General features: G+C 69.7%; 20 protein-coding genes and 1 pseudogene. 16 read left to right on the top strand and 5 right to left on the bottom strand.

What is annotated here, in order from left to right; all coding sequences use genetic code 11:
* Window positions 1-40 precede the first annotated feature (40 nt).
* Window positions 41-1318, top strand: a complete 1278-nt coding sequence (locus AC4D2C_RS15360) for a phosphotransferase (protein WP_490915706.1) — start codon at window positions 41-43, stop codon at window positions 1316-1318.
* Here AC4D2C_RS15360 and AC4D2C_RS15355 read toward each other — a convergent pair.
* The gene (locus tag AC4D2C_RS15355) at window positions 1315-2205 is read right to left on the bottom strand and encodes an alanyl-tRNA editing protein (RefSeq protein WP_490915705.1); all 891 of its coding nucleotides are present in this window, start codon (window positions 2203-2205) and stop codon (window positions 1315-1317) included. The two genes, AC4D2C_RS15360 and AC4D2C_RS15355, sit on opposite strands and share 4 nt — an antisense overlap.
* Before the next feature lie 87 nt (window positions 2206-2292).
* The gene (locus tag AC4D2C_RS15350) at window positions 2293-2775 is read right to left on the bottom strand and encodes an Lrp/AsnC family transcriptional regulator (protein ID WP_490915704.1); all 483 of its coding nucleotides are present in this window, start codon (window positions 2773-2775) and stop codon (window positions 2293-2295) included.
* A 165-nt stretch (window positions 2776-2940) separates the two neighbouring features.
* On the opposite strand from AC4D2C_RS15350, the gene AC4D2C_RS15345 reads away from it, so the two are divergent.
* From AC4D2C_RS15345 to AC4D2C_RS15305, 9 genes are all read left to right on the top strand, one after another.
* Window positions 2941-4182, top strand: a complete 1242-nt coding sequence (locus AC4D2C_RS15345) for an MFS transporter (protein WP_490915703.1) — start codon at window positions 2941-2943, stop codon at window positions 4180-4182.
* Window positions 4183-4346: 164 nt separating this feature from the next.
* The gene (locus AC4D2C_RS15340; protein ID WP_490915702.1) at window positions 4347-5390 is read left to right on the top strand and encodes an N-acetylglucosamine kinase; all 1044 of its coding nucleotides are present in this window, start codon (window positions 4347-4349) and stop codon (window positions 5388-5390) included.
* Between the two features lie 274 nt (window positions 5391-5664).
* Window positions 5665-6783, top strand: a complete 1119-nt coding sequence (locus AC4D2C_RS15335) for an ABC transporter ATP-binding protein (protein WP_490915785.1) — start codon at window positions 5665-5667, stop codon at window positions 6781-6783.
* A 2-nt stretch (window positions 6784-6785) separates the two neighbouring features.
* On the top strand, window positions 6786-7493 hold the full coding sequence (locus AC4D2C_RS15330) for an ABC transporter permease (RefSeq protein ID WP_490915701.1): 708 nt from the start codon (window positions 6786-6788) through the stop codon (window positions 7491-7493).
* Window positions 7493-8239 (top strand): ABC transporter permease, encoded by a 747-nt coding sequence (locus tag AC4D2C_RS15325; protein WP_490915700.1) that lies wholly within the window; start codon window positions 7493-7495, stop codon window positions 8237-8239. Before AC4D2C_RS15330 ends, AC4D2C_RS15325 begins: the two co-directional genes overlap by 1 nt.
* Window positions 8236-9204 carry an ABC transporter substrate-binding protein gene (locus AC4D2C_RS15320; RefSeq protein ID WP_490915699.1) on the top strand — a complete coding sequence of 323 codons (969 nt, stop codon included), beginning with the start codon at window positions 8236-8238 and terminating at the stop codon, window positions 9202-9204. Before AC4D2C_RS15325 ends, AC4D2C_RS15320 begins: the two co-directional genes overlap by 4 nt.
* Before the next feature lie 100 nt (window positions 9205-9304).
* Window positions 9305-10522 carry a pyridoxal phosphate-dependent aminotransferase gene (locus AC4D2C_RS15315; protein ID WP_490915698.1) on the top strand — a complete coding sequence of 406 codons (1218 nt, stop codon included), beginning with the start codon at window positions 9305-9307 and terminating at the stop codon, window positions 10520-10522.
* Between the two features lie 74 nt (window positions 10523-10596).
* The gene (locus AC4D2C_RS15310) at window positions 10597-11421 is read left to right on the top strand and encodes a PPK2 family polyphosphate kinase (protein WP_490915784.1); all 825 of its coding nucleotides are present in this window, start codon (window positions 10597-10599) and stop codon (window positions 11419-11421) included.
* Between the two features lie 82 nt (window positions 11422-11503).
* A complete protein-coding gene (locus AC4D2C_RS15305; protein ID WP_490907770.1) occupies window positions 11504-11875 on the top strand; it encodes a glyoxalase superfamily protein in 372 nt (123 codons plus the stop codon).
* Window positions 11876-11957: 82 nt separating this feature from the next.
* Here AC4D2C_RS15305 and AC4D2C_RS15300 read toward each other — a convergent pair whose 3' ends face one another.
* Entirely contained in the window at window positions 11958-12194 is a 237-nt protein-coding gene (locus AC4D2C_RS15300; RefSeq protein WP_490915697.1) for an exodeoxyribonuclease VII small subunit, read from the bottom strand.
* Window positions 12191-13513, bottom strand: coding sequence for an exodeoxyribonuclease VII large subunit (xseA, locus tag AC4D2C_RS15295; RefSeq protein ID WP_490915696.1), 1323 nt, complete (start codon window positions 13511-13513; stop codon window positions 12191-12193). The genes AC4D2C_RS15300 and xseA overlap by 4 nt, the downstream gene beginning before the upstream one ends.
* A 198-nt stretch (window positions 13514-13711) precedes the next feature.
* On the opposite strand from xseA, the gene AC4D2C_RS15290 reads away from it, so the two are divergent.
* Both AC4D2C_RS15290 and AC4D2C_RS15285 read left to right on the top strand, forming a co-directional pair.
* Window positions 13712-14554, top strand: coding sequence for a hypothetical protein (locus AC4D2C_RS15290; RefSeq protein WP_490915695.1), 843 nt, complete (start codon window positions 13712-13714; stop codon window positions 14552-14554).
* Window positions 14555-14615: 61 nt separating this feature from the next.
* On the top strand, window positions 14616-15713 hold the full coding sequence (locus AC4D2C_RS15285; protein WP_490915694.1) for a 4-hydroxy-3-methylbut-2-enyl diphosphate reductase: 1098 nt from the start codon (window positions 14616-14618) through the stop codon (window positions 15711-15713).
* A gap of 169 nt (window positions 15714-15882) precedes the next feature.
* On the opposite strand, the gene AC4D2C_RS15280 is transcribed toward AC4D2C_RS15285, so the two are convergent.
* Complete coding sequence (locus AC4D2C_RS15280) at window positions 15883-17214, bottom strand: DNA recombination protein RmuC (protein ID WP_490915693.1); 1332 nt, start codon at window positions 17212-17214, stop codon at window positions 15883-15885.
* Between the two features lie 84 nt (window positions 17215-17298).
* On the opposite strand from AC4D2C_RS15280, the gene ychF reads away from it, so the two are divergent.
* The 4 genes and pseudogenes from ychF to AC4D2C_RS15260 all read left to right on the top strand — a co-directional run bounded on the left by ychF (window position 17299) and on the right by AC4D2C_RS15260 (window position 21605).
* Window positions 17299-18384, top strand: a complete 1086-nt coding sequence (ychF, locus tag AC4D2C_RS15275) for a redox-regulated ATPase YchF (protein ID WP_490915692.1) — start codon at window positions 17299-17301, stop codon at window positions 18382-18384.
* A 322-nt stretch (window positions 18385-18706) separates the two neighbouring features.
* Entirely contained in the window at window positions 18707-18988 is a 282-nt protein-coding gene (locus AC4D2C_RS15270) for a pyrophosphorylase (protein ID WP_490915691.1), read from the top strand.
* A gap of 416 nt (window positions 18989-19404) precedes the next feature.
* A pseudogene (locus AC4D2C_RS15265) lies at window positions 19405-19578 on the top strand (transposase); the annotation flags it as partial.
* Between the two features lie 80 nt (window positions 19579-19658).
* Complete coding sequence (locus AC4D2C_RS15260; RefSeq protein ID WP_490915690.1) at window positions 19659-21605, top strand: hypothetical protein; 1947 nt, start codon at window positions 19659-19661, stop codon at window positions 21603-21605.
* The last annotated feature ends 33 nt before the right edge of the window (window positions 21606-21638 follow it).

Genomic DNA, 21638 nt, shown 5'->3' with positions numbered 1-21638 from the left:
AACCGGGCACCGGCCCCCGTAGGCATCTCCTGGGAGCCGCATGAGGGCGAGGCAGGCACGGATCGTCCGTGAGCAGGAGACCATGGCGCTCCTCGAGTCCGATGCACCCGCGGACCTCCTGCGGAAGGCGCTCGCGGGGGTGGGCTGGGACCTCGGATCCTGGCAGCTCGCCTCCCTGCACCACCGGCCCGGAGCAGGCGTGACGGGCATCTTCTCCGTCCAGGTCCGCCCTGCCCGGCGCTCGCCCGGCCGCCGGTCCCGCGCGTCCCCGGCGCCGGCGTACGCCTGCATCACGTCCTGCGCCGTCCCGCACCCGGCGGCCGGCGTCGTGGTCTTCCACCGTCGCGGGACGGACGCGCTCGCGGTGTGGGTGCATCCTGCCGATCCGCTCCTGCCGGGGCTCCCGCTCGCCCTCGATCAGGAGCGCGCGACGGCGCTCGCCTTCGGACCCGGCCACGAGCCGCGGGCGACGGTCCTCGGCCTGCGCAGCTACCGGCCCCTGCGCCGCGCCGTGGTGCTAGCCGACAACGGGGAGGAGCGCCGCTACCTGAAGGTCCTGCGGCGCAACGGTGCCGGTCCACTCGCGGACAGGCACCGGATGCTGCGCGCGGCCGGTGTGCCGGCCCCCGTCGTCGCGGGGGAGCCGGTGCAGGACGTCGTCGCCATGCATCCCGCCCCGGGCACGCCGTTCGCCGAGCTCCTCATGCGCGATGGCGCGGCCGACGTCGATCCGCACGCCCTCGTCGAGGTACTAGGGTCGTTGCCTCGCGCCGTCCTCGCCCTCCCCGTCCGCCCGCCGTGGGCTGCGCGCGTGCGTGACTACGGTGAAGGTGCGGTGGCCGCGCTTCCGGCGCAGGCGGCCCGGATCCGGCACCTCGCGGCAGGTATCGACGAGATGGTCCGCTCGAGCGACGGGGGTCCTCTCGTCCCCACCCACGGGGACTTCTACGAGGGCAACCTCCTGATCACGGGCGGCGCGGTGTCGGGGCTGCTGGACGTCGACGCTCTCGGGCCCGGACGCCTCGTGGACGACCTCGCCTGCTTCCTCGGGCACATCGCCGTCCTGCCGGGCCTGCACGCCGGCTACACGCACGTCCCGCAGGCACTGCTGCGGTTCCTACGGGCCTTCGACCGGGACGTCGACCCGGTGGCGCTCAGGAGCAGGGCCGCGGCCGTGAGCCTCACGCTCATCGCCGGGGCGCGGCGGAGCGGAACGGACGGCCGCGACGCCTCGGAGGCGGTGTCCCGCCTGGAGGTCGCCGAGCAGTTCCTCGAGGAGGCGCGATCGCTCGGCGCGGGCCGTGGCGGGGGAGCCTAGGCAGTCGTGGGTGCAGTCGTTGGCGCGGCCGGTACGGCGCGCGTCCGCATGAGCAGCACCGGCGTGCCGTCCGTGTCCGTCTGTTCCAGGTCAACGGTCACGTCGAGTCCCGCCAGCGAGGACAGGTGCGTGCCGCCGCACGGGATCTCCGCGCGCTCGCCCGGCAGGTCGCACACCCACCGGCGCCGGTCCGTGAGGCCCGGTCCGTCCGCCGCGATGCCGATCGTCGCGCCGGTGGCCGTCCAGGTCGCGAGGGTCGCGTTCACGGTCCGGGCCGTCGCGCCGGCGTCGAAGTCCTCGACGCTGAAACCCTTCCGGCGCAGGGACTTGCCCATCCGGTAGGTGTCGACCGATCCGAACTCGCCGATGACGGTCGTGTCGATCGCCAGGGCGTCGAAGTTCGGCGCCCCGAGGGCGTCCGCGGCGACCTCCTTCCTCCAGCGGTCCTCCAGGGCACGGTTGAGCGCCAGCGAGGCCAGGTGGCACCCGGTGTGCCCGGCCGACACCGCCGCGCGGTACGCGGCGTCCACCCGTACGACGACGTCGTCGCCCTCCGCCGGCGCATCCCCGTCGGTCAGGTGCACGACGACGAACGCCCAGCCCTCGGCGCCCTTGCGGACGGGCGACTCCGCCCCGAGGTAGAGGGTGGTGCCGTCCGTCGCGCCGACCACGCAGTCGGTCACGGGCCAGCTGCGTCCCGGGGCCTCGAGTCCGCCGCGGTCGGCGCCCTGGTCGGGCCACGCGGAGTCCACGGGGTGGAACGCCGTGGTGTCCAGCAGCACGGCGTGCCGGCCGTCATCACGGGCCTCGACGTGCAGCACGCGGGACACGGACTCGACGGCGCCCTGGGGGTAGGTCACGCGGGTATCGGTGGTGGGCAGGGCCATGGGGGTCTCCTGGACGGGTCGGGGGCAGGTCGGGCAGGTCGGGCAGGTCGGGCAGGTCGGGCGGAAACCGTACCGGATCGGGTTCGCTCAGGCGTCGGCGGGGCGTTGCACGAGGCGCTCGAGCAGGGGCTCGGTTCGGTACGGGATGTGCTCGTGCAGCGCGAGGACGGTCTCGGTGCGGATGACACCCTTGATCTTCAGGACCGACCGCAGGGCGGCCTGGAGGTGGTGGGTGTCCGTCGCGGCCACGCGGCACCAGACGTCGCCACGGCCGGAGATCTCGTGCACCTCGAGGACCTGGTTGAGCGTACGGAGTCCGGCGATCACGCCGTCGAGCTCGCGGTGGGCCACCTCGATGGTGATGAAGGCGACGACGTCGAAGCCGAGCGCCTCGAGATCGAGCTCGCGCCCGCCGACGCGGAGGACCCCCGCGCGGAGCAGCCGGCGGATCCGGGTCTGCGCCGTGTTGCGGGCCACGCCGAGCAGCTCACCGAGCTCACTCACCTGCGCCCGCGGATCCCGCACCAGCTCGAGGAGCAGGCGCAGGTCGAGTCTGTCCAGCTTGCTCATGAAGCTCACTTCCTGTCAGTCCGCTGCACCTGTGTTGCGCACGACGCTCAAAATGTGAGCCCGTGACGCGGCACGGAGTGCAATACGTTCCATCCTATAGAAGCCCGGATCCGATCCGCCCGGGGTAACGCCTACTGTTGGCGCGTGCGAGCAAGGAGAAGCGGGATGAGCGTCATCAACGAGCTGCGGATGCGGCCGACGGCGGCCGAGCGCCGCAGCTGGGACGCCTCCCTTGCCGTCCGTCTCGCGCTCGCAGTGACGGTGATCTCCACCCTGCTCGTCGGCGCGAATCTCGCCACGCCCCTCTATCCCCTCATCCAGGCTGATCTCGGGCTGACGCCCTTCGCCGTCACCGTCGCCTTCGCCTCCTACGTCGTCGCGCTGATCGGCGGGCTCGTCCTCGCCGGCCACTGGTCCGACCACATCGGCCGGCGCGCCGCACTCGTCCTCGCCGTCGTCCTCGGACTGTTCGGAGCCGCCCTCTTCGCCGTCGCTACCTCGCTGCCCATGCTGGCGGCGGGGCGTGCGCTGCAGGGCGGCGCCGTCGCCCTGGCGACCGGTGCGAGCGCGGCCGCACTCCGCGACCTGCTGCCCACGCGCCCCGACTGGGCGTCCCGCTTCACCCTGATGGCCTCGGCCGGAGGCGTGGCCGCAGGTCCTGTGATCGGCGGGCTCCTCTCGCTGCTGCCGGTGCCCACCAGGACCCCCTTCCTCGTCTACCTCGTGGCTCTCGCGAGCCTGCTGGTGCCGCTGCTGCTGCTGCGCGCACGGCCCGCGATCAAGTCCGCGGAGGGGCAGAGCCCGCTCACCGCCCTGCGTCCGCGCCGGCCGGCCGTGTCGCGGGAGGCACGGCGGTCGTTCTGGACGGCGTCGTCCGTGGGGTTCCTGAGCTTCGCCGTGTTCGGCTTCACGCTGAGCCTCGCGCCCACCTGGTTCGCGGGGATCGCGGGTACGTCCTCGCGGCCGCTGATCGGCCTCCTCGCGGCCCTCGTGCTCGGGTCCTCGGCGGTCAGCCAGATCCTGTCGCCACGCGGACGGTTCGTGGTGCCGCTGGGACTCGCCGGCATGGCACTCGGGGTCGGACTGCTGCCCGTCGCCGAGTCGACCGGCAGCCTGCCCCTGCTCGTCGGGGCGTGCCTCGCGGCCGGCTTCGGGCAGGGCATGGCCTTCCGGGTGGTGTTCAACGAGGTCTCCGTAAGGGTCGCGCCCGCCCTGCACGCCCAGACGGTCAGCGCCGTGTACGTCATCACCTATCTCGGCAGCGCCGTGCCCGTGCTGGGCCTCGGTGCCGCAGCGGGGATCTGGGGTCTGAACGCGTCGGTCACGGTGTTCGCGCTCGCCGTCGCCGGGGTCTGCGCCGCCCTCGCCACCGGATCGTTCGTCGTCCGGCTCCGCGCCGCCTGGTAGTACGCGCCCGGTAGCAGGTCCGGCCCGCGCGCCCGGTAGCGCCGCCCGGCAGCAGGGCCCGGTAGCACCCGACGGGCCGGCCCCGACACCCGGCCGGTCTTACGTCGCCCTGTCGGGCGGTCACCGCTCCTCGGCCGGCGGACCGCTGTTTGTACCCTGTAGGCATGTCGAACAGCCCGTCGTCCCGCCCGTCGGACAGCCCGTCGAACAGCCCGTCGTCCCGTCCGGCCGCGTCCGCGGCCCCCGATGCGCCCGGTACGACCGCGACACGGGCCGACGCCCGCGGGACCGAGAGACCGGCCGCAGGGCCGGCCGCAGGACTCGTCGTCGGCCTCGACATCGGCGGTTCGAAGACGCATGGCGCGCTCTGGCGGGACGGTACGCTCGTCGCGGAGGCCCGGGCCGGAAGCGCCAACGTCCAGAACGTCACGCCGGATGCGGCGGCACGCAACCTCCTCGATCTCTTCGGTGAGCTCCTGGCCACCGCGCCCGCCGGGCCTGCCGGAGCCGTCGGGCGCGTCGTCGCGGGATCCGGCGGAGTCGACACCGGGGCGGACGCCGACCGGCTCCGCGCCCTGATCGCACCCCACGCGCCCGGAGCCGCGATCGACGTCGTCCACGACACGCGCCTCATCCTCGCCGCCGGGGAAGCGCGCGCGGGCATCGCCGTCATCGTCGGGACCGGCTCGGTGGCCTGGGGTGTCACGGAGGAGGGCCGCCAGGCACGTTCGGGGGGCTGGGGCTACCTCCTCGGGGACGAGGGCAGCGGCTACTGGGTGGCCCGCGAGGCGGTCCGGCGGGCCCTGCACCGGAACGACGTCGGGCTCCCGGCCGATACCCTCGACGCCGCCGTGCTGGCGCTCAACGATGTCGCTACCCCCACGGAACTGATCGGGCTGTTCCACTCCGCGGCCGGCCGGACCTATTGGGCGGCGCAGTCCCGCGCCGTGTTCGACGCGGCACGGGACGGCCACGCCGACGCCGCTGACATCCTCGACCGCGCCGCCGAGGCACTGACCCGCCTCGTGCTCGACGTCGCTTCCGTGATCGGCGTGCCCGGCCCTGTGGTCCTCGGTGGCGGACTGGCGATGCACCAGCCCGACCTGCAGGTACGCCTCCGGACGCTGCTCGCGGCCGCGGGCATCACCCGTGTGGTGTTCCTCGAGGAGGACCCGGTCATGGGGGTCCGCTTCCTGATGGGGCAGTAGGGCCGGGCGCATCGGCCGCGCCGGCAGCATCATCCCGTCCGTGGAGGGAGACGGAACGACCCCGGACCCATATGCGGTCTTGCCTGCTCCGAACTGATGGTTAGACTCAGAACCTCCGACAGCTTGAACTGACCGCTGCGCCTCCGCCCAGCGACCCACAGACGGCAAGCCGGACCCGCATTCGTGCGGCCCGCGGGCGCAGCCCGGCCGAGAAGCTCCTGCCAGGAAAGGCACAGCTGCCATGACACCCCCCGAGCAGGCCTCCAGCCGCCCCATGATCGAGTTCCGCAACGTCACCAAGACCTACGACGGCGGACGCCCCGCCGTCGAGGACCTCTCGATGGACATCGACCGCGGGCGGATCACCGTCTTCGTGGGCCCCTCAGGCTGCGGCAAGACCACCTCGCTGCGCATGATCAACCGCATGGTGGAACCGACCTCCGGGCAGATCCTCCTCGACGGACAGGACATCGGCCGGCAGAGGGCCGCGGAGCTGCGCCGCTCCATGGGGTACGTCATGCAGTCCTCAGGGCTCCTCCCGCACCGGACAGTCCTCGACAACATCGCGACCGTGCCCCGCCTCAACGGCGTCGGGAAGGCTGAGGCACGCCGGCGTGCGCGTGAACTGCTCGACGTCGTCGGGCTCGCCCCCGACCTTGGCCGCCGGTACCCCGCGCAGCTCTCGGGCGGCCAGCAGCAGCGCGTCGGCGTGGCGCGGGCCCTCGCGGCGGATCCGCCCGTGCTCCTCATGGACGAGCCGTTCAGTGCTGTGGACCCCGTGGTCCGCGCCGAACTGCAGGAGGAACTGCTGCGCCTGCAGCGCGATCTCGCGAAGACCATCGTCTTCGTCACGCACGACATCGACGAGGCGACCATCCTCGGGGACAAGGTGGCGGTGTTCGCCGTCGGGGGGCGCCTCGCGCAGTTCGCCGCGCCCGAGGAGATCCTCCGGGCACCCGTTGACGACTTCGTCGCCGGCTTCGTCGGACGTGACCGCGGTTTCCGGCACCTCTCCTTCCAGGAGGGTGACGGCGTCACCATCCACCCCGTCGAGACCATCGACGCGGAGCGCCTCGCGGATCCGACCGTCCCCGTGCACTCGCCGTGGACCCTCCTCGTCGACGCCGACGGGCGCCCGCACGGCTGGATCCCGCAGGCCACGCGCGCGAGCATCACGCGGCAGGCGGATGCCGTACCCGGCGGGTCGCTGTACACGCGGGGAGACTCGCTGCGCCGCGCGCTCGACGCCGCACTGTCCTCACCCTCGGGTCTCGGCGTGACGATCGACGACGACGGGCGCGCCGTGGGTGTCGTCCGGGCCGCCGAGGTCTTCGAGCTCATCGAAGCCGCGCGGCTCGACCGGGGCCGCGCCCAGCACGATACGGCGGTCTGACCGTGGACTGGTTCCTATCCAACCTCGACTTCATCTGGCTACACACGCGCCTCCACCTCTTCCAGGCGATCGTGCCGCTGGTCCTCGGCGTCCTCGCCGCCGTGCCGATGGCCCAGCTCGCCCGGCTGAACCCGGTGGTCGGGTCGGTGCTGCTGACCGGCTCCTCGATCCTCTACACCATCCCGTCGCTGGCCATGTTCGTGTTCCTCCCCGTGATCCTCGGGACCAAGGTGATCGATCCCATCAACGTGATCGTCGCGCTGTCCGTCTACGCGTTCTCCCTGCTCGTCCGGTCCACGCTCGACGCCCTCGACTCGATCGACGACGGCGTCCGCCAGGCGGCGATCGCCATGGGGTACATGCCCGTGCGCCGGTTCCTGACGGTGGACCTCCCGCTGTCGCTGCCCGTGCTGTTCGCGGGCCTGCGTGTCGTCTCGGTCACCAACATCTCGCTCGTCAGCGTCGGTGCCCTCATCGGGGTACCGAGCCTCGGGACCCTGTTCACCGACGGCCTGTTCCGCTCCTTCCCGACGGAGATCGCCGTCGGGATCGCCATCATCCTCCTGCTGGCCCTCGTCCTCGACCTGCTCCTCGTGCTCACCGAGCGGCTGCTCACCCCGTGGGCGCGGAGCGCACGCGCCGGCGGGTCCCGCGGGTCGGGGCCAGCCGCCGAGGCGGTCGCGCCCGAGGCGAAGGTGGCGGGTGCCTGATGGACTACTCGAGCACCAATCTCTTCGTGCAGATGTGGGAGTGGCTCACCGCGCCCGCGAACTGGGAGGGCGACCGCGGGATCCCCACGCGCACCGTCGAGCACCTCGGCTTCACCGGGCTGACCCTGCTGATAGCGCTCGCGATCGCCGTGCCGGTCGGCCTGTACGTCGGCCATACGGGCCGCGGCCGCGTCGTCATCGTCTCCGGCGTCGGCATCCTCCGCGCCCTGCCGACACTCGGCATGGTGTTCCTGTTCACGCTGCTCGCCGGGCTCGGGCTGATGCCCCCCATCTGGGCGCTCGTGCTGCTGGCCGTCCCACCCCTGCTGAGCGGGATCTACGCGGGCATCGCGTCGGTGGACCGCACCGTGGTGGACGCCGCGCGGAGCATGGGCATGGGTGAACTGCAGATCCTTCTCCGGGTCGAGGTGCCCAACGGCCTGCAGGTGATCCTCGGAGGGGTCCGGGCCGCGGTCCTGCAGGTCATCGCGACCGCGGCCGTCGTGGCCTTCATCAACCTCGGTGGGCTCGGGGTGTACCTCGTCGAGGGCACCCAGCTCGCCGACTACGGGCGCCTCTTCGGCGGCGCCGTCGTCATCACCGTCCTCGCGATCGCCGTCGATCTGCTCCTGGGCCTGATGCAGCGACTCGCCGTTCCACCGGGCCTCCGGGCAACCGGTTCCCAGAAAACCAGAGATTCCGGCCGGCAGAAGGCCGTCGCCGGAGCACAAGGAGGAACACCATGAAGAACCTGTCAGCCCGAAGCGCCACCCGGCGCGCCTTGATGGGACTGGCCGGCGGCCTGACGGCCACGCTGGCGTTGACCGCATGCGGTGCCGACAGCGACCCCCAGGGCGCCACGGAGAGCACCGCGAGCGCCGCCGGCGGGTCCGTCGTCGTCGGTTCTGCGGACTTCCCCGAGAGCCAGATCATCGCCGAGATCTACGCCGGAGCGCTCACCGCGGCCGGCGTCGAGGCGACGACGAAGCCCAACATCGGGTCGCGGGAGATCTACTACTCCGCCCTCGAGGACGGATCGATCGACATCCTGCCCGAGTACGGCGGGAACCTGCTGCTGTTCGCCGATCCCGATGCGACGGCGGCGTCCGCCCAGGACATCCTGGCGGCCCTGCCGGACGCGCTCGCCGCGAAGTCGCCCGACGTGAAGCTCGGCGTGCTCGAGCCCTCCAAGGCCGAGGACAAGGACGCACTGGTCGTCACGGCGGCGACGGCCGAGAAGTACGACCTCGAGTCCCTCGCCGACCTCGCGAAGGTCTGCGGCGAGATCACCATCGGCGCTCCGAGCACCTTCCAGGAGCGCGCATACGGCCTGCCCGGCCTGAAGGACAAGTACGGCTGCGAGCCCGGCGGCTTCGAGGCGATCAACGACGGCGGCGGGGACATCACCCTCCAGGCGCTGCTGAACGACGACGTGCAGGCGGCCGACATCTACACGACCACGCCGTCGATCGAGGACAACGACCTCGTGGTCCTCGAGGACCCGGAGGACAACTTCATCGCCCAGCAGGTGCTCCCGCTCATCAACACGGACACCGTCAGCGCGGCGGCGCAGGAGGCCCTGAACGAGGTCTCGGCGCAGCTGACCACCGAGGACCTGCTCTCGCTGAACCGCGAGGTCAGCGGTTCCGAGAAGCGCAACCCGGCGGATGCGGCGGCCGACTGGCTCGCGGCGAAGGGCCTCGCGGGCTGATCCCGGTTCCCGGTTCCACCCCTCAGGGGCCCGGCACTCGGCGTCGTCCTGCCGCGTGCCGGGCCCCTGCTGCGGCACTGCGATATGGCATTCTGATCCAATGGCCACCTACGCGCAGTCGGATAAGCTCCGGAACGTCCTCTACGACATCAGGGGGCCGCTGCTCGAGCACGCCATGACCATGGAGGCCCAGGGCCACCGGATCCTCAAGCTCAACATCGGCAATCCCGCACCCTTCGGCTTCGAGGCACCTGACGCGATCCTCGTGGACATGATCCGCAACCTGCCCAGGTCGCAGGGCTACAGCGACTCGCGGGGCATCTTCTCGGCGCGCACCGCCGTCGTGCAGTACTACCAGAGCCGCGGCATCACCTCGATCGACGTCGACGACGTCTACCTCGGCAACGGCGTGAGCGAGCTCATCACGCTCTCGATGCAGGCCCTGCTCAACAACGGCGACGAGATCCTCATCCCCACGCCGGACTACCCGCTCTGGACCGCGTCCGTGGCGCTCGCCGGCGGTACCCCCGTGCACTATCTGTGCGACGAGGACGACCACTGGTGGCCGGACCTCGAGGACATGGCCTCGAAGATCACCCCGAACACCCGGGGGATCGTCCTCATCAACCCGAACAACCCCACGGGGTCGGTGTACCCGCGCCCCGTCCTCGAGGCGATCGTGCGGATGGCCCGCGAGCACGGGCTCATCATCTTCGCGGACGAGATCTACGAGAAGATCCTGTACGACGACGCCGTGCACATCAATGCGGCCTCGGTCACGGGCGAGGACGTCCTCTGCCTCACCTTCAGCGGGCTGTCGAAGGCGTACCGCATCGCAGGTTTCCGCAGCGGCTGGATGGCCATCTCCGGGCCGAAGCGCGACGCCGCGAACTATATCGAGGGCATCAACCTCCTGGCGAACATGCGCCTGTGCGCCAACGTCCCCGCGCAGCACGCCATCCAGACGGCCCTCGGCGGCTACCAGAGCATCAACGACCTGATCCTGCCCGGCGGGCGCCTGCGCCAGCAGCGGGACAAGGCCGCCCAGATGCTCAACGCCATCGACGGCGTGAGCTGCGAGGTCGCGCAGGGCGCCCTGTACCTCTTCCCGAAGCTTGACCCGGACGTCTACCCCATCAAGGACGACGAGAAGTTCGCCCTGGACCTCCTGAAGCAGCAGAAGATCCTGATCTCCCACGGCAGCGCCTTCAATTGGGTGCACACCGACCACTTCCGGATGGTCACCCTGCCGAGCGTGGAGGTCATCGAGGACGCCGTCGGGCGGCTCGCCGACTTCCTGTCCACCTACAAGCCCTGAGCAGTCCCGCCGCCCCACCCGCAGGAGCACCCATGGCACCGACCACCGGCAGCATCACCGGCAGCATCACCGACATGCGTCGTCTGCTCCTGGCGGGGCCGGACTTCTCCCTCGCGTCCGTGGACCCGCAGTCCACCCCCGGGTTCGACGGCGGCAAGGTGCAGGGCAAGGCGGCGCTCGCCGCCGGCGCGGAGGCGCTGTCGTCCCTGCAGGAGAAGCTGTTCGCCGAGAGCCGCGCGGGGAGCGAGATCGCCGTGCTGCTCGTCCTGCAGGGGATGGACACCTCGGGCAAGGGCGGGATCGTCCGTCACGTCATGGGGCTGGTGGATCCCCAGGGCGTGCAGCACCACGCGTTCAAGGCGCCCACCGACGAGGAGCGTCAGCACGACTTCCTCTGGCGCATCCGCCGTCAGCTGCCCGGGGCCGGGCTCATCGGGGTGTTCGACCGGTCCCACTACGAGGACGTCCTGATCCACCGCGTGCGCGGCCTGTCACCCGCCGCCGACGTCGAGCAGCGGTACGGGGCCATCCAGCGGTTCGAGGACGAGGTCATCGCATCCGGGACCCGCGTGCTCAAGGTCATGCTCCACATCGGCAAGGACGAGCAGAAGATCCGGCTCGCCGAACGCCTCGACCGCAAGGACAAGCACTGGAAGTACGACCCCGGCGACGTCGACGAGCGCGCCTACTGGAACCAGTACCAGGAGGCCTACCAGGCGGCCGTCGAACGGACGAGCACGCCGGACGCCCCCTGGTACGTGGTGCCCGCGAACCGCAAGTGGTACGCGAGGCTCGCCGTCCAGCACCTGCTCACGGCCACGCTGGAGGACATGCAGTTGAGCTGGCCGCGCGCCACGTTCGACGTCGAGGCAGAGAAGCGGCGGCTCGCCGCGACCTGACGCGCTGCCGCCACCGATGCGGACAGGATCCGACCGCGTAACTTCCTAGTCTTGAGGTCCAACCACCACAACGGAGGCCCTCATGGACTGGAAGATCGAACTCATCGGCGTACCCGTCAGCGACGTGGACCGTTCCATCGCGTTCTACCGCGACCAGGCGGGGTTCGTGCTCGACCACGACCACCGCGTGAGCGAGGGCGTCCGGTTCGTGCAGTTCACGCCGCCCGGATCGGCCTGCTCCATCGCGTTCGGCGAGGGCATCAGCGACATGGCACCGGGCTCGCTGCGTGGCATCCAGGTGGTCGTGGCCGACGCGGCGCAGGCGCGGGCCGAACTCGTCGGACGCGGGATGGAGGCCACGGAGGTCGACGAACAGCCGTGGGGGAAATTCGTCTACTTCGCGGACCCGGACGGCAACGCGTGGGCGCTGCAGGAGCTGCCCCACTGGAGGTGACCTCGTGCCGGGCTACGGCTCGCCCGGTCCCTCCGGGCAGGCCGGGCGGGGCGGGCGCTGGGGAACGCCCCGCACCGGTTCGCTACTGGCCCTCGGCCTTGTCCCGCGCCGCCGCAAGCCTGGCCTTCGCGCCCTCGAGCCACGCCTCGCAGCGGTCCGCCAGTGCCTCGCCGCGCTCCCAGAGTGCGAGCGATTCCTCGAGGCTCACGCCGCCGGCCTCGAGCCGTGACACGACGGCGACGAGTTCCTCCCGGGCCCGCTCGTAGGACAGCGCCTCGATATCGGAGTGCTGTGCTGTCTCGGTGGTCTTGTCCGTCATTCCGGCTTCTTCCTGTTCTCGCGGCCCGCGGCCGTGCCTGGTTCTGTCTGGACGATGGCCGCGAACCGCCCGCCGGCGACCCGGATCCTCAGGGCGTCCCCGGTGCCGACGTCGTCGGGCTCCCGGACCACCTGCCCGTCGGGTCGCTGGACGACGGCGTAGCCACGGTCGAGGGTCTTCTGCGGGGACAGCGACCGCACGCGCTCCCGCAGGTGGTGGACCGCGTCGGCGTCGCGCTCCACCAGGGCGGAGGTCGAACGCAGTGCGCGGGAGCGGAGGCGTTCGACGTCCGCCTCGCGCACATCGATCATCCCCTCCGGCTTCGCGAGGGACGGACGGGAACGCAGGTTGGCGAGGCTCTCGCTCTCGCGGTGCACGAGGACCCGGATGGACCGCTCGAGCGCGGCGCGCGCCTGCCGGATCCGCCCGAGCTCCTCCGTGACGTCCGGCACGACGCGCTTCGCCGCGTCCGTAGGCGTCGACGCCCGGAGATCCGCCACCTCGTCGAGCAGGGGACGGTCCGCCTCGTGCCCGATGGCGCTGACCACGGGCGTGGTGGCTTCTCCCACGGCCCGCACGAGCGATTCGTCGCTGAACGGCAGGAGGTCCTCCAGGGCGCCGCCTCCGCGCGCGATGATGATGACGTCGACCTGTGGGTGGGCGTCGAGTTCGGCGAGGGCCGCGGAGACCTGGGCGACGCTGCTCACGCCCTGGACGGCCACCTCGCGCACCTCGAACTCGACGGCGGGCCAGCGCAGCGCCGCGTTCCGCATCACGTCCTTCATGGCGTCGGAGTCCCGGCCGGTGATGAGCCCGATCCTGTGGGGGAGGAGCGGCAGCGGCTTCTTGCGGGACGCCGCGAACAGTCCCTCGGCTGCCAGCGCCTGCCGTAGGCGTTCGATCCGGGCGAGGAGGTCCCCGATGCCCACGGGCCGGATGTCGATGGTCTGCATCGACAGTCGTCCCGTCTTGACCCAGAAATCCGGCTTGAGGCGGGCGACGACGCGCGACCCGCGGTCCAGAGGGCCGGACACCCGCTCCATCACCGAGCCGTAGACCGACAGGGAGAGCGAGACCTCCGAGTCGACGTCACGCAGGGTGATGTAGCACATGCTCGCGCGCCGGTTCAGCTCGATGACCTGCCCCTCGACCCACGCGGCGGGGGCACGCTCGATGTGCGCCTTGAGCTTCTCGGACAGCAGGTGCAGCGGCCATGGCGCATCGGGGGAGGTCTCCGCCGCGGTCGCGGGGATGGTCGTTGCACTCCGGGCGGGGCCGGTAGCTCCCGCGGCCTGCGTCCGCGTTCCCTCGCTCGTCATGGGTGTCCTGTCCTCGGGGAGCTCCGTGCTCCCGTTCCTGCTCCTCGAAAGTGCACTGTCCATCTCTACCATCCCCGACCCACACCGCATCCCGACGGGCCGCTATGTGCAGCACGCAGGGGCCATGGCTGCCGGGCACTGTGTCCGAGAACGACCGAACCGGCATAATCGTGCACTCGACCACCACCTAAGGATTCCATGCGGACCCTCGTCTCTGCCGTCCTGGCCCTACTCGCGCTCGTCGTCGCCGCCGGAGGCCTGGCGTCCGCCTGGATCGACGAGAACCTCGTCGAGGAATCCGGCTTCGTGGCACTCGCCGCCCCCCTGGGGAGCGACCCCGACTTCCAGGCGGCGCTCGCGGAGTCGCTCGCCCAGGAGGTCACGGCGACCAGCGGGCTGCCCGAACAGCTGCAGTCCTTCGTCGAACCGGTCGTCCTCGACGCCGCGGGTGCCGTCACCGGCTCGGCGGGTTATCCGGCGGCCTGGACGGAGACACTGCGCCTGTCCCACGCCTTCACCCTCACCGAGGCGCCCGGCCCAGGGGAGCCCGCGCCGGCGGTGCTGACCCTCGACCTCCGGCCGGTGGCGGAGCTCCTTGCCGAGGACGTCGGAGGTCGGCTGGGCCTGGACGTGCCTGTGCCGGACGACACGACGATCGACGTCGGGTCCCTCGAGCGCGGCGGGATGCTGAGCGCAGTCGCCGACGCCGTCGAGGGATGGCGGCTGTACCTCGCGGGCGCGGCGGTCCTGGGGCTGCTGGCCGTCGCTGTCGCACGACGGCGCGGCACCACCCTCGCGTTCCTCGGGCTCGGCCTCGTCGGGATCGGCGCCCTCGGGTTGCTGGCGGGGGACTGGGTACCAGGAGTGGCGGCCAGGGCGCCCGGGACCACTGCGATCGCGGACGTCTTCATCGGGGGCCTTGCCGGGCGGGCCGGAGCGGACATCGCGGGGTCGAGCATGCCCGTGATCGTCGCGGGCGTGATCGCACTCGTCCTCGGCATCGTCGGCCAACTCCTCCTCGGGCGACGCCGTAGGGCTTAGCTCACAGCGGAGCGGCACCCGAACAGCCGGAGGCGGGAGGGCGAGCCGGTAGAATCGGATCATGACCAGTACCACCGTTCAGGTCCCCATGCCCACCATCCCGCGCAGGCGTCGCTCACCCGAGGACGTGCTCGCAGCCGCGCCGGTGGCCGGGGCGAAGAAGGTACTGCTCGCGGCCCCGCGCGGATACTGCGCCGGCGTGGACCGTGCGGTCATCGCCGTCGAGAAGGCGCTCGAGCACTACGGCCCGCCCGTGTACGTGCGCAAGCAGATCGTGCACAACCTGCACGTCGTGTCGACGCTCGAGGCGAAGGGCGCCGTCTTCGTCGACGAGACCGACGAGGTCCCCGAGGGGGCGCTCGTCGTCTTCTCCGCCCACGGTGTGTCGCCCGCCGTCGTGCAGTCCGCCGAGGACCGCGGCCTGCGCACCATCGACGCCACCTGCCCCCTCGTCACGAAGGTGCACAAGGAGGCCCAGCGCTTCGCCCGGGACGACTTCGACATCCTCCTGATCGGCCACGAGGGGCACGAGGAGGTGGAGGGCACCGCCGGGGAGGCTCCCGACCACATCCAGATCGTCAACGGTCCCGAGGACGTCGACAAGGTGCAGGTGCGTGACCCCGAGAGGCTCATCTGGCTCTCCCAGACCACCCTCAGCGTCGACGAGACGATGCTGACCGTGAACCTGCTCAAGGAACGCTTCCCCACGCTGCAGGACCCACCCAGCGACGACATCTGCTACGCCACGTCCAATCGGCAGGCGGCGATCAAGAAGATCGCACCCGGGTCCGACCTCGTCATCGTGGTGGGCTCCGCCAACTCCTCGAACTCGGTCCGTCTGGTGGAGGTCGCGCTCGAGTACGGCGCGAAGGCCGCGCACCGCGTCGACTTCGCCAACGAGGTGGACGAGTCCTGGTTCGAGGGCGTCGCCACTGTCGGCATCTCCTCCGGTGCCTCCGTCCCGGAGAACCTCGTCCAGGACGTTCTCCGGCTCCTCGCCGACTACGGGTACGGCCAGGTGGAGGAAGTGGTGACGGCGCAGGAGGACATCATCTTCTCCCTGCCCAAGGAGATCCGCGCCGCTCTGAAGGCCATGGGCGACTCCACCCCCTCTGTCGGCGGTCGGGGCCAGCGGCAGGACCGCTCGAATCTCAACTGACCGTTCGGATTGACGCGACGCGGTTCGACGCGGCGGCAGCGCGCCCACAGACCCCGCGACGACGGCGGCCCCTCCTTCAGAGGGGCCGCCGTCGTCGTCCCGGGTAGTGCCTCATGACCATAGGACGGGCCGCCGACCTCTCCGGTCGTCAGCGGGGGGATTTCTCCAGTCAGCCGGCCGACTCCTCGAGGAGTTCATGGGCGGTCAGGGAACGGGGCGTGGCGTCGATGGTCGCCGCCGCCCGGTCGGACGATCCGGCGCTGCCTGCGCGCTGCGCGCGGGCCGTGCCGAGAAGGCTCACGTCGGCGCCTCCTGCCCCCTCGGAACTCCCGGCAGCACTGTCCACGGCGGCCTCGACGGCGTCGAGGGACGCCGAATCGAACGCGCCGATGCGGCGGGCCGTGGGGAGCACCCTCGTTTCGAGGGCACCGACGAACGAGTTGTAGCGCTCCACCGACGTCTTCAGGGACGTCCCGAGGCGGGTCACGTGGCCGCCCATGGTGCCGAGGCGCTCGTACAGCTGCTTGGACAGGTCGAACAGCTCGCGGGCGTTGTCGGTCAGGACGGCCTGCCGCCAGCTGAACGCGGCGCCCTTGAGGATGCCGAGGAGCGACACCGGGGAAGCGAGGGCGACATTGCGCGAGAAGGCGTAGTCGAGCAGTTCGGGGTCGGCCCGCAACGCCTCGGAGAGCACGGATTCGACCGGGATGAAGCAGATGACGAGTTCGGGGGAGTTGGTGGCGCCCTCCCAGTACTTCTTCCGGGCGAGGGCGTCCACGTGCGCCCGGAGCGCCTTCGAGTGCTGCTTCAGCAGGTCGTTGCGGCGCGCGCCGGCATCGGCGTCACCGCGCTCGTCCGATGCGCCTCCCAGTTCCTGCGCCGCGAGGAAGGCGCTCAGGGGTACCTTGGCGTCGATCACGAGCTGCTTGTCCCCGGGAAGCTGGACCACCATGTCGGGCCGCGCCCGCTCCCCGTCGCCCGCCGTGAAGGACACCTGCTCGAGGAAGTCGACGCGCGACAGCATGCCGGCCGCCTCCACCACGCGTCGCAGCTGCACCTCACCCCACTGGCCGCGCGCACTGTTGCTGCGAAGGGCTCCGGCCAGGGAGGAGGTGGTCGACAGCAGGAGTGCATCCGCCTCGCGCGACTCCTCGAGCTGCCGCGCGAGCTGCCCGTACTGCTCCACCCGGTCGCGCTCGAGCAGGCCCACCTGCCGCTGGACCTGCGTCAGCTTCTCCGCCACCGGCGCCAGGGCCCGCAGGACGTCGTTGTCGGTGGATGTCTTGCCGGTCAGCTCGCGGTTGTGCTGCTGCAGGAGATCGCGCTGCGCAGCGGCGGCCGCGAGCTCCGTCGTCGTGCTCCCCAGGCGGGCCGTGGCGTCGTCGAGCTCGCTGCGCAGCTCGTCGTCGCGCAGCCGCACGGCGCGGTACACCAGGAACGCGCCGACGGCGCAGCCGATGAGGAAGGCGAGGAGGACGAGGAGGGCGGCGGTTGTACTCATGCCCACACTGTCGCAGGAACCTCCGACAATCAGGCGCGCCGACACCGCCGGGCCGTGTGCCGACGCCCGGTAGACTTGTCTCCCGTGGCTCTTACTATCGGCATCGTCGGACTGCCCAACGTCGGCAAATCAACACTTTTCAACGCGCTGACGCGCAACAACGTCCTGGCGGCGAACTACCCGTTCGCGACCATCGAGCCGAACGTCGGCGTGGTCAGCCTGCCCGATCCCCGCCTCGCGAGCCTCGCCGAGGTCTTCGGGTCGAAGCAGGTGCTGCCGGCGACCGTCTCCTTCGTGGACATCGCAGGCATCGTCAAGGGTGCGTCGGAGGGGGAGGGCCTCGGCAACCAGTTCCTCGCCAACATCCGCGAGGCCGAGGCGATCGCCCAGGTCATCCGTGTGTTCGACGATCCCGACGTCATCCACGTCGACGGCAAGGTGGACCCGCGCTCCGACATGGAGACCATCAACACCGAACTGATCCTCGCCGACCTGCAGACGCTCGAGAAGGCCATCCCGCGCGTCGAGAAGGAAGTGAAGATCAAGAAGCGCGAGGCCGCGCAGCTCAGCGCCATGCAGGCCGCGCAGTCCGTCCTCGAACGCGGCGACACCATCTTCTCGTCGGTCGCCAGCGACAAGCTCGAGATGGATCACCTCCGCGAGCTCAGCCTGCTCACCGCAAAGCCGTTCATCTACGTGTTCAATGTCGACGACGCCGTCCTCGGCAGTCCCGAGCGCCAGGAGGAGCTGCGCCAGCTCGTGGCCCCGGCAGATGCCATCTTCCTCGACGCCAAGCTCGAAGCCGACCTCGTGGAGCTCGACGAGGCCGAGGCCCGCGAGATGCTCGAGATGAACGGCCAGGAGGAGTCCGGCCTCGACCAGCTGGCGCGCGTCGGCTTCCACACCCTCGGCCTGCAGACCTACCTCACGGCAGGTCCCAAGGAGACCCGTGCCTGGACGATCAAGAAGGGTGCGACGGCGCCCGAGGCCGCCGGCGTCATCCACTCGGACTTCCAGCGCGGCTTCATCAAGGCCGAGGTGGTCTCGTTCGACGACCTCATCGACGCAGGTTCGATGAGCGAGGCGAAGTCCCGCGGCAAGGTCCGCATCGAGGGCAAGGAATACGTCATGTCCGACGGCGACGTGGTCGAATTTAGATTTAATGTGTAAATTCCGTGGTTGATCTGCAGGTTCGATTTATCGGTCGGAGGGCCTGTTGATCCTCATCCATAGAATTAAGTGAGGCTTTTCTTTCCTCCCGGATGCGCGTCGTTTCGCTACTCTGCGTACGGGGTGTTTCTGCTGAGTTGAGAGCGTTCGGTTCTGCACGTGGCAATCTGTCAGGAGGACGAGGATTCGTGGACCTGCCGCGTGGTCGTTCTTGCCGGTCTAGATTCACCGGGTTGGTGTTGGTAGGGTCATCAGCGTCCGCTCGCCGGTGTTTCTCTTTATCCGGCATTGAAGCGGTGGTCTCTTGGGGAGGATGTTTTTTATGTCGCGTGTGTTGTCTACCGAGCAGGCGAAGGCTGCTATCGGTCAGGTCCAGTCGATCATCAATGGTGGTTTCACGGATCAGATCTCGGCGCTGGATGGGCAGGGCAAGATCCTGTCGGACCCGAATGTCTGGGACGGGCCGTTGGCCTCGCAGTTCCGTGGGTCCACGTGGCCTGAGACGAAGGCCGCTTTGGACAAGGCCCGCCAGGAGCTCGAGGAGCTGCGGACGCAGCTGCAGAAGATCTCCCAGGACATCTTCTCCGCCGGCGGCGGCGCCTGAGCAGGAGCCTTTCGCGGTGACTTCCGGCTGACCGCGCCACGTGGTGGAGTGGCGCGGTCAGCGGGATCGTCACGGAAACAGAGGTTCCCCCGGTACTGGCTTTCCCGGACCGGGTCTTCGCTCAGCGGGTCTTTTTGCGTTGTTCTGCCGTGGGCGGGGGTGTCCTCCGCCGGTCGTGGTTGGTGCAGGTCTCTTTTCTTATAGGTTTCTTCCTGTTGTAGGTCTCTTTTCTTCTTGCTTTTCCCGAACGGGTCTTTGCCCGGCGGGTTCGATTTTTTCCTGCTGTTTTCTTGCTGTTGTGCTTTGCCTGGGGGCGTTCGTTGTGACCGAGTTCGTGGAGATGCCGTTATTGCCGGAATCGGATGCCTCCCATGGTGGGCGGTTCGACTACGCGGTGGCGGGAACGGTGCAGCGGGCGGCGCTGGCGTCAGGCCTTCCTTGCCTACATCACGAACCACCGCGCGAACAACGGCGGCACAGAGGCCATCAATGGCATCATCGAACTCCACGGTCGCCTCGCCCGCGGCTATCGCAATCGCCGCAACTACCGGCTCGGCATGCTCCTCGCCGCCGGCGGCCTCGAACAATGACCCCTACCGGATGTCTGAAGAGCCGCATTGGGTTGGGTTCGTCGTGGCGCGTGCCTGTTCGTTTGTCTGGGGGAGTTTGAATGAATTTCGATAAGGGGGTCGCCGATCATCTGATCGGTGCATGTCGAGACGCGGCACGTGCGTTGCAGGATCAACGCAGCGGACGGGAGCAGGTCTCAACGGCTGCTCTTGCGGAATTCCGGGGCGTGTTCGCGGACTGTTTCCGGGAGAACGTTGCCGCTGAACGGGCGGCCCGTTCCGAGTTGGTCCATATGCTGGACGATGTCGCCCGTCAGGCCCAGAAAGCGAAGAGCGCCGCGGAGGTCGAGCAGCGTCGCCGAGATGAGCTGACGGAGTGGGCTCTTACCGCCGGATGGGCGAGCGCCGGTAGCGGTGTTGCAGTGGATACGGGGCCGCGCCCGTCCATGGAGAAGACCGACCGTCCGTCGGTGAACGCGGACACTGCACGGCAGGGCCTGCGTGCCTGGGCGAGCGGAAGCACCGCTGGGGCGAGTTCCGCTGATCCTGCCACCCTGGACTCCGCGGTGTCGACCTTCAGGATCCTGGACGACACCGCCCGAGGAGCAGCTGACAAAGTCAGTGCGGCAGTGTCCGAGTTCGAGCAGGAATGCTCTTGGGCGCACTCTGATCTCCACGCTGTCGGTAGCGGGCTGCGGCGGTTCCTGGAGGACAACCATCAGGACGCGACCCGGCTTTCCGACATCGCTTCGACGTTCCGTGCTGCCGGTGGCAGCGGACATGTCGGTCAGATGACAGTATCGAACGACGTTCTTGTGCTTGCCACCGTACCGGCGTCCTTATCGGGTGCGGCCCTGCTGAGCTATCTGTCTACTGCGACGCCGGCGGATACCAAAGCGCTGGCAACATTGACCGGATGGCAGCAGACCCTTCAGCGCATGGGTCCATCGATGATCGGGGCCTGGTGGTCGGGCATGAACGCGGGGGCCGGCACCGCCGCGGGCGTGGCCGGCACCGCCGCGGGCGTGGCCGGCGCCTCGCAGCTGCAGGAGTTGCTGCTCGCTGCGGCTCCTGCGATGTTCGGCGCTTTGGACGGGATGCCCGCACTGGCCAGGGTACGGGCCAACCAGTTGAACGCGCCGAACCTGCTCCGGGCGGCGGAGAAGGATCTGGAAGCAGCCCTGAAGTCGTCGTCGGGGACCGGGCAAGCCCGCCACGACCCGAACCGAACGAAGATACTGCAAAATGAGGTGGCATACCTGAAGCAGGTGGAAGCCGGGGACGTGCAGCTCTACCTCTATGACCGGGATCGGTCCCGGATCGTGGAGTTGATCGGCACTCCAGACCCCGACACACGGCACGTGATCACCTACGTCCCGGGGACATTCACCGGGATGAACAGCTTCTACACAGGCGGGGTGCAGCAGGTGTCGAAATACATCAATGATGAGGTGTCGGGGACGGTGGCTTTCGTCTACAAGGATGGGCGGTTCCCCGGGGAGGAGGACACCGCCGGCGGCCCGAACATGGGGAGAATCGGCGAGGCGAACGATCAGGACCTTGCACGCGCGTCCGGGCAGCAACTGGCATCCTTCGAGTCCGGGATGCGCACGGATCCCTACCTGAACGGTGCCGAACAAACCGGCATCGGACACAGCTGGGGCCTGGCGAACATCACCAGCTCCGAAGTCGCCGGAGCCCGGTATGACAAGGTGATTTCCCTCGCCGGGGCCGGGATGCTCCCGGACTGGGAACCCCAGCCGACTACGGAATACTCGAACCTGTACTACTACGATGTGCTCATCCATGGTCAGGGAGTTACCAACCCCTTCACGAATAGAGGGGTTGTGTGGGATGGAAACAACCCGATTCATCGCGATGAGTTCGACCAGCACTTCTACCGCGGACCCGACGACGACGAACTCGACGGTGCGATCAACAGCGTCGAAGAAGGGAACATCCTCATGGACAACCACAGCCTCATCGCCACCGGCAGCGAAGACAACAAGAAAGCGCTCGAAAAAATGCTGAGAACTGTTATTCGATGAGGGCGCGAAGCGGTGCCATGACGTTGTTGCTGG

Source organism: Arthrobacter sp. TJ-240 (genome assembly GCF_058269195.1).
Note: the sequence above shows the minus strand (reverse complement) of the source record. Positions and strands in the feature narration are given on the sequence as shown.

Coding starts and splice junctions, on each gene's coding strand:
- AC4D2C_RS15260 (WP_490915690.1), top strand. CDS start 19,659: ATGAATTTCGATAAGGGGGTCGCCGATCATCTGATCGGTGCATGTCGA.
- AC4D2C_RS15270 (WP_490915691.1), top strand. CDS start 18,707: ATGTCGCGTGTGTTGTCTACCGAGCAGGCGAAGGCTGCTATCGGTCAG.
- AC4D2C_RS15325 (WP_490915700.1), top strand. CDS start 7,493: ATGGACTACTCGAGCACCAATCTCTTCGTGCAGATGTGGGAGTGGCTC.
- AC4D2C_RS15345 (WP_490915703.1), top strand. CDS start 2,941: ATGAGCGTCATCAACGAGCTGCGGATGCGGCCGACGGCGGCCGAGCGC.
- AC4D2C_RS15355 (WP_490915705.1), bottom strand. CDS start 2,205: ATGGCCCTGCCCACCACCGATACCCGCGTGACCTACCCCCAGGGCGCC.
- AC4D2C_RS15335 (WP_490915785.1), top strand. CDS start 5,665: ATGATCGAGTTCCGCAACGTCACCAAGACCTACGACGGCGGACGCCCC.
- AC4D2C_RS15285 (WP_490915694.1), top strand. CDS start 14,616: ATGACCAGTACCACCGTTCAGGTCCCCATGCCCACCATCCCGCGCAGG.
- AC4D2C_RS15290 (WP_490915695.1), top strand. CDS start 13,712: ATGCGGACCCTCGTCTCTGCCGTCCTGGCCCTACTCGCGCTCGTCGTC.
- AC4D2C_RS15310 (WP_490915784.1), top strand. CDS start 10,597: ATGCGTCGTCTGCTCCTGGCGGGGCCGGACTTCTCCCTCGCGTCCGTG.
- AC4D2C_RS15350 (WP_490915704.1), bottom strand. CDS start 2,775: ATGAGCAAGCTGGACAGACTCGACCTGCGCCTGCTCCTCGAGCTGGTG.
- AC4D2C_RS15280 (WP_490915693.1), bottom strand. CDS start 17,214: ATGAGTACAACCGCCGCCCTCCTCGTCCTCCTCGCCTTCCTCATCGGC.
- AC4D2C_RS15300 (WP_490915697.1), bottom strand. CDS start 12,194: ATGACGGACAAGACCACCGAGACAGCACAGCACTCCGATATCGAGGCG.
- AC4D2C_RS15360 (WP_490915706.1), top strand. CDS start 41: ATGAGGGCGAGGCAGGCACGGATCGTCCGTGAGCAGGAGACCATGGCG.
- AC4D2C_RS15305 (WP_490907770.1), top strand. CDS start 11,504: ATGGACTGGAAGATCGAACTCATCGGCGTACCCGTCAGCGACGTGGAC.
- AC4D2C_RS15315 (WP_490915698.1), top strand. CDS start 9,305: ATGGCCACCTACGCGCAGTCGGATAAGCTCCGGAACGTCCTCTACGAC.
- AC4D2C_RS15320 (WP_490915699.1), top strand. CDS start 8,236: ATGAAGAACCTGTCAGCCCGAAGCGCCACCCGGCGCGCCTTGATGGGA.
- xseA (WP_490915696.1), bottom strand. CDS start 13,513: ATGACGAGCGAGGGAACGCGGACGCAGGCCGCGGGAGCTACCGGCCCC.
- AC4D2C_RS15340 (WP_490915702.1), top strand. CDS start 4,347: ATGTCGAACAGCCCGTCGTCCCGCCCGTCGGACAGCCCGTCGAACAGC.